Source organism: Pseudactinotalea suaedae (assembly GCF_009733815.1).
Taxonomy (GTDB): domain Bacteria; phylum Actinomycetota; class Actinomycetes; order Actinomycetales; family Beutenbergiaceae; genus Pseudactinotalea; species Pseudactinotalea suaedae.
The window spans coordinates 341,231-347,230 of sequence record NZ_WNXY01000008.1 but is presented as its reverse complement, the minus strand read 5'-3'; the positions used below and the strand labels follow the sequence as shown (position 1 = coordinate 347,230).

Genomic DNA, 6,000 nt, shown 5'->3' with positions numbered 1-6,000 from the left:
CGGGCCGGCGGGCCGGGCCGGCGGGCCGGGCCGGCGGGCAGCGACGGCGGGCAGTGGCCCGGGCCGGCGGGCCGAAGTCGTCGCTGGTCGCGATGGCAACCGGTTGCTCGGCACGCAGACGCCCGATGGGCGACGACTTCCGCCCGCCGCCGCCCGTCAGCCGGTCACACCCGCGCTGATGAGGCCGACACCCGCGGCTGCGACGCCGAGCACGAGGACGAGGCCGCCCGCGTAGATCAGGTAGCGCAGGCGGTTGGGCTTGGCGGGGTCGCGGCCGATCACGCTGAGGAAGAACCCGGCCGGCGTCAGGATCGCCGCCCACAGCACGCCCGTCGAGAGGCCGGCGGCGATGCCGGTGACGCCGGCCTCGGCCACCAGCAGCATCACCACCAGCCCCAGGATGACGAGCACGCCGGCATGCGCGTGGCCGGCGCGGAAGTAGGAGCGCTGCAGCTCGTTGGCCGGCACGGTCCGGTTGACGACCCGCAGCAGGAAGCTCCCGCCGTAGGCGATCCCGATGACGGTGAGCAGGACGACGCCTGCGGTGATGGTCTGGACGTCGGTCATGTCGATCTCCTCTCACGAGTGCTGGTAGCGGTTGTCGGGCGCCCGGTCACGGCGCACCGCCCGAGGCGCCACCGAGGAGCCCGCCTGCGCGGCGGGCGATCGCGGCGATGTCGGTGACGCCGAGCATCTGCCTGATCTGTGAGCGCTCGAGGTTGCCGGTCAACTCGAGGGTGGCGAGCCCGTGCATCAGCGACCACGCAGCGGTGACCACGGCGGCAGCGTCTGCGACGCCTCCGTGCGGCGCGATGGCCTCGACGCCGCGGCGGAGCTCGGCGAAGGTGGCGTCGGCGACGTCGTCGAGAGCCGGGTCCTGGCCGAGCAGGGTGGGCTGGAACATGACGGCGAAGTGGCCGGGGTGCTCGACGGCGAACTCCACGTAGGCGACCCCGAGCTCGAGAAAGGGCGCACCCGCCTCCCGAAGCTCGACCAGCCGGTCACGAAGCATCCCGAAGCCCTCGACGGCGATCGCCGTGAGCAGCCCCGTGTTCGACCCGAAGTGGTGCCTCGGCGCGGTGTGGCTGACCCCGAGGTCCGCGGCGACGGCCCGCAGGCTCAACGATGTCGGTCCTTGATCGGCCACGACCTGCAGGGCCCGATCGAGCACCGCACGGCGCAGATCCCCGTGGTGGTAGGCGTTCATGGGAGGACTATACGACGTAAAGTTACCACTGTAAAGATCCGGCCCGATAGCGCCCGTGCCGCCGCCCCGCCCACCCCTCGCGGCCGCGCCTCCCGACCACCCCGCCGAGCAGCCGGCCACGCCCTGACGAAGGAACATCCCCAGGCCGCGTAGCGTTGCACCGAGCGCAGACTTCTGAGAGGCAGCACAAGTTGAGTGAGAACGGCACCGTTCACGACGTCATCATCATCGGCTCCGGCCCGGCCGGATACACGGCCGCGGTCTACGCGGCGCGAGCGGGTCTGAACCCGATCGTGTTCGCGGGGTCGGTGACCGCCGGCGGGGCGCTGATGAACACGACCGACGTCGAGAACTTCCCGGGCTTCCCCGAGGGGATCATGGGTCCGGAGCTGATGACCAAGCTCCAGGAGCAGGCGGAGCGCTTCGGCGCCGACGTGCGCTACGAGGATGTCGAGAGCGTCGAGCTGACCGGTGAGGTCAAGACCGTCGTGGCCGACGACGAGACCCATTACGCCCGCACCGTGATCCTGGCCACCGGCTCGGCCTACAAGGAGATCGGGCTGCCCGACGAGAAGCGGCTCTCCGGACGCGGTGTCTCCTGGTGCGCGACCTGCGACGGCTTCTTCTTCAAGGACAAGGACATCGTGGTCGTCGGTGGCGGCGACTCGGCGATGGAAGAGGCGCTGTTCCTGACCCGGTTCGGCAAGACCGTGACGATCGTGCACCGCCGCGACGAGCTCCGCGCCTCCAAGATCATGGCCGAGCGTGCCCTGAACGAGCCCAAGATCACCTTCGCGTGGAACTCCGAGGTCGTCGCCATCACCGGCGAGAACAAGGTCTCCTCGGTCACGCTGCGGGACACCGTCACCGGCGAGACCCGTGAGCACGACGCCGAGGGCGTGTTCGTCGCGATCGGCCACCTGCCCCGCACCGAGCTCCTGGGCGGCCAGGTCGAGCTCGGCCCCGAGGGCTACGTCAACGTCGCCCACCCCACCACCCAGACCAACCTGCCGGGCGTCTTCGCCTGCGGGGACGTCGTCGACCACCACTACCGGCAGGCGATCACCGCCGCCGGCACCGGCTGCGCCGCGGCCCTGGACGCCGAGCGCTACCTCGCCGCCCTCGACGCCACCCCGCCCGCCGTGCCCGCCGGCGTCTGACCAGCCACCCGAACGAGAACCCGAGGACATTCATGAGCACGCTCAAGGCCACCACCGACGACACCTTCGAGACCGACGTGCTGCAGGCCGAAGGGCCTGTGGTCGTGGACTTCTGGGCACCCTGGTGCGGACCGTGCCTGCAGTTCGCGCCGATCCTCGAGGAGGTCGCGAACGACAACGCCGACAAGATCACCGTGCTCAAGCTCAACACCGACGAGAACCCCGAGACCATGCAGAAGTACGGCGTGATCTCGATCCCCACCATCAACGTCTACGTCAACGGTGAGGTCGCGAAGTCGATCGTCGGTGCGCGGCCCAAGAAGCGCTTCCTGGAGGACATCGCCGAGTTTCTCGGCTGAGGAACCTCGACCCTGGGGGACACTGGTGCCGTGAACCATCCCAGCCCGTCGTCCCCGCACGAGCCGGCGACCCCCGGCCGCGGCACACGCCTCGACCCCTGGTTCGACAGCTACGCCGAGCGCACTCACGGCATGAGGGCCTCCGAGATCAGGGCGCTGTTCTCCGTCGCCAACAGGCCCGAGGTGGTCTCGCTCGCGGGCGGCATGCCGTTCCTTGCGGGCCTGCCGATGGACGTCGTCGCCGAGGTCACCGACCGGCTGCTGCGCGAGCGGGGCACCGTCGCGCTGCAGTACGGCTCGGGGCAGGGCGACGTCGCGCTGCGCGAGCAGATCACCACCGTCATGGCGGAGGAGGCCATCGCCTCCCACCCGGACGACGTCGTCGTCACCACCGGGTCCCAGCAGGCGCTCGACCTCGTCACCCGGATCTTCGTGGACCCGGGCGACGTCGTGGTCGCCGAGGCCCCCAGCTACGTGGGCGCCCTCGGGGTGTTCCGCGCGTATCAGGCCGACGTCGTCCACGTCCCCATGGACGACGACGGCCTGGTGCCCGAGGCGCTCGAGGCCACCTTGACGCGGCTCGAGTCGGAGGGTCGCCGGGTCAAGCTGCTCTACACGGTCCCGAACTTCCACAACCCGGGCGGGACCACGCTCTCGCTCGAGCGGCGGCCCGCGATCGTGGCGATCGCACGGCGTCACGGTGTGCTGATCCTCGAGGACAACCCGTACGGGTTGCTCGGGTTCGACGGCGACGTCCTCCCGGCTCTCCAGACGTACGACCCCGAGGGGGTCGTGTACCTGGGCTCGTTCTCGAAGACCTTCGCCCCCGGCTACCGGGTGGGCTGGGCGCTCGCGCCGCACGCGATCCGTGAGCGCCTCGTGCTCGCGAGCGAGTCGGCGATCCTGTGCCCCTCGAACATGAGCCAGATGTCGATCTCGGCCTACCTGGCCACCTGCGACTGGCGCGGTCAGGTCAAGCAGTACCGCGAGCAGTACCGCGAGCGCCGCGACGCCACCCTCGGCGCGCTCGCCGAGTTCTTGCCGGATGCACGCTGGACCGTGCCGGCGGGCGGTTTCTACACCTGGCTGACGCTGCCCGAGGGTCTGGACGCGCAGGCGATGCTGCCGCGCGCGGTCACCGAGCTCGTCGCCTACGTGCCGGGCACCGCGTTCTACGCCGACGGCACCGGCCATCGGCACATCCGGCTCTCCTACTGCTACCCGACGCCGGAGCGCATCGAGGAGGGCGTGCGCCGCCTCGCGAACGTCGTCAACGACGAGCTCGACCTCGTGCGGATGTTCGGCACCGCCGGCGACTCGCAGGTGTCCGGAACGATCAACCCAGGGCCGAACCAGGCATGACCTCACCCCGAACGAGCACGCAGCAGAACGATCTCGAGGTCCTGATCCTCGCCGGCGGCCTCTCCCACGAGCGGGACGTCTCGATCCGCTCCGGCCGGCGCGTGGCGGACGCGCTGCGCTCGAGCGGGATGAGCGCGCACGTCCACGACGTCGACGGCGACCTGCTGGCCTACCTGCAGCAGACCCGGCCCGACGTCGTCTGGCCGATCCTGCACGGCTCCACCGGTGAGGACGGCTCGGTGCGCGACGTGCTCGATCTCGTCGGCGTGCCCTACGTGGGCACCGACGCCGCCGGCTCGCGGCTGTCCTGGAGCAAGCCGGTCGCGAAGACGCTGCTGCAGCAGGCGGGCGCGAGCACGCCCCGCTTCACCACGCTGCCGCAGACCCTGTTCCGCGAGCTCGGCACCCGCGGGGTGCTGGAGCGCGTGCTCGAGGTCCTGGGCCTCCCACTGGTGGTCAAGCCGGCCTCGGGTGGGTCGGCGCTCGGCGTCACCGTGGTGCGGGAGGCGACGGCGCTGCCGCGTGCGATGGTCGCCTGCTTCGCGTACGGCGACGAGGCGCTGATCGAGCAGCACATCGACGGCGTCGAGGTGGCGGTGTCCGTGGTGGACCTGGGCGACGGGCCGCAGGCGCTGCCCAGCGTCGAGATCGTCACCGACGGCGCCTACGACTTCGACGCGCGCTACAACCCCGGCCGCTCCGAGTACTTCGTGCCCGGCCGGCTCACGGAGGTGCAGGAGCTCGCCGCCTCCGAGCTCGCCGTGCTCGCCCACCGGGTGCTGGGGCTGCGTCATCTGTCCCGGACCGACATGATCGTGGACGCCGACGGCGTCGCCTGGGTCCTCGACATCAACGTCGCCCCGGGGATGACGGAGACCTCGTTGTTCCCGCAGGCTGCCGAGGCGAGTGGGTACGGCGTCGAGGAGCTCTACGCGACGCTGGTCCGGCGGGCCGCGGCCGGCTGACCGCGGTCACAGGTTGAAGCCGCCCGTGACCTCGATGTCCTGGCCGGTGATCCAGCGGCCGGCGTCGGAGAGCAGGAACGCGATCACGGGGCCGATGTCGTCGGGCTCGCCCAGCCGGCCGAGCGCCGTGCGGGACTCCAGGTCCGCCGTCAGCTCGGGCATGGTCTCGAACGCGCCGCCCGCGAACGGCGTCCGGGTGGGTCCGGGCGAGACCGAGTTGGCACGGATCCCGCGCCGGCTGAGCTCCTTGGCCAGGTAGCGGGTCAGCACGACCACGGCCCCCTTCATGGAGCCGTAGGCCGAGAAGCCCTCGGACAGACCCAGGGTCGCGGCGGAGTTGCTCGCGGTGTTGACGATCGCGCCGCCGTCGGCGAGCAGCGGCAGCAGCTCCTGCGTGAGCAGGTACGGACCCTTGAACAGGACGCGGTAGAACCGGTCGAGCTGCTCCTCGGTGGTGTCGGCGAACATCGTGCCACCGCCGAAGCCGGCGTTGTTGACCAGACCGGTGAACGACTGCGCGCCCCAGGTCTGCGTGAGCGCCTGCTCGACGGCGGCGCGGAACCCCCGGATGCTGACGCTGTCACCGAGGTCGAGCCGCAGCGCCACGGCCTCGACCCCCAGGCCCTGGATGTGTGCGACGGTCTCGAGAGCGCCGGCCTCGTTCGAGCTGTAGGTGAGGATGACGCCCGAGCCGCCCTCTGCGGCGCGGATGGCGGCGGCTCGACCGATGCCGGAGCTGGCTCCGACGACGACGGTGATCGACATGATGTCCCTCGTTCTCTGGTTGTCCGATACTGCTCGAGCGGGGCGAGCACGATCGCGCACGGCGCCGGCTTCCCCTGGAGACAAGTCAAGGTGCTGGCACCGCCCGAGTGTGAGATCGTTCGTCGTCGGTTCTTGCCTGATCCTGCTCGACGGGAGCGTGCGAGCCTGAGCGAGCGGAGACT

General features: G+C 70.9%; 7 protein-coding genes. 4 read left to right on the top strand and 3 right to left on the bottom strand.

What is annotated here, in order from left to right:
• Window positions 1–156: 156 nt before the first annotated feature.
• A complete protein-coding gene (locus tag GPA04_RS14865; RefSeq protein ID WP_156224952.1) occupies window positions 157–567 on the bottom strand; it encodes a hypothetical protein in 411 nt (136 codons plus the stop codon).
• A gap of 46 nt (window positions 568–613) precedes the next feature.
• Entirely contained in the window at window positions 614–1,207 is a 594-nt protein-coding gene (locus GPA04_RS14860; protein WP_156224951.1) for a TetR/AcrR family transcriptional regulator, read from the bottom strand.
• A gap of 191 nt (window positions 1,208–1,398) precedes the next feature.
• Between GPA04_RS14860 and trxB the strand changes: the two genes are divergently transcribed.
• From trxB to GPA04_RS14840, 4 genes are read left to right on the top strand one after another with little or no spacing between them, the layout of a single operon-like run.
• Entirely contained in the window at window positions 1,399–2,367 is a 969-nt protein-coding gene (gene trxB, locus GPA04_RS14855; protein ID WP_156224950.1) for a thioredoxin-disulfide reductase, read from the top strand.
• A gap of 32 nt (window positions 2,368–2,399) precedes the next feature.
• Window positions 2,400–2,726 carry a thioredoxin gene (trxA, locus tag GPA04_RS14850; RefSeq protein WP_156224949.1) on the top strand — a complete coding sequence of 109 codons (327 nt, stop codon included), beginning with the start codon at window positions 2,400–2,402 and terminating at the stop codon, window positions 2,724–2,726.
• Between the two features lie 30 nt (window positions 2,727–2,756).
• Window positions 2,757–4,088: an aminotransferase-like domain-containing protein gene (locus GPA04_RS14845; RefSeq protein WP_301331782.1), complete on the top strand. Its 1,332-nt coding sequence runs from the start codon at window positions 2,757–2,759 to the stop codon at window positions 4,086–4,088.
• Window positions 4,085–5,053 (top strand): D-alanine--D-alanine ligase family protein, encoded by a 969-nt coding sequence (locus GPA04_RS14840; protein ID WP_156224948.1) that lies wholly within the window; start codon window positions 4,085–4,087, stop codon window positions 5,051–5,053. The genes GPA04_RS14845 and GPA04_RS14840 overlap by 4 nt, the downstream gene beginning before the upstream one ends.
• Window positions 5,054–5,059: 6 nt before the next feature.
• On the opposite strand, the gene GPA04_RS14835 is transcribed toward GPA04_RS14840, so the two are convergent.
• A complete protein-coding gene (locus GPA04_RS14835) occupies window positions 5,060–5,818 on the bottom strand; it encodes an SDR family NAD(P)-dependent oxidoreductase (protein ID WP_156224947.1) in 759 nt (252 codons plus the stop codon).
• Window positions 5,819–6,000 lie beyond the last annotated feature (182 nt).

What these genes read in the sequence shown, in the direction of transcription:
- GPA04_RS14865 (WP_156224952.1), bottom strand. Translation starts at nt 567, where the DNA reads ATGACCGACGTCCAGACCATCACCGCAGGCGTCGTCCTGCTCACCGTC.
- GPA04_RS14860 (WP_156224951.1), bottom strand. Translation starts at nt 1,207, where the DNA reads ATGAACGCCTACCACCACGGGGATCTGCGCCGTGCGGTGCTCGATCGG.
- trxA (WP_156224949.1), top strand. Translation starts at nt 2,400, where the DNA reads ATGAGCACGCTCAAGGCCACCACCGACGACACCTTCGAGACCGACGTG.
- GPA04_RS14840 (WP_156224948.1), top strand. Translation starts at nt 4,085, where the DNA reads ATGACCTCACCCCGAACGAGCACGCAGCAGAACGATCTCGAGGTCCTG.
- GPA04_RS14835 (WP_156224947.1), bottom strand. Translation starts at nt 5,818, where the DNA reads ATGTCGATCACCGTCGTCGTCGGAGCCAGCTCCGGCATCGGTCGAGCC.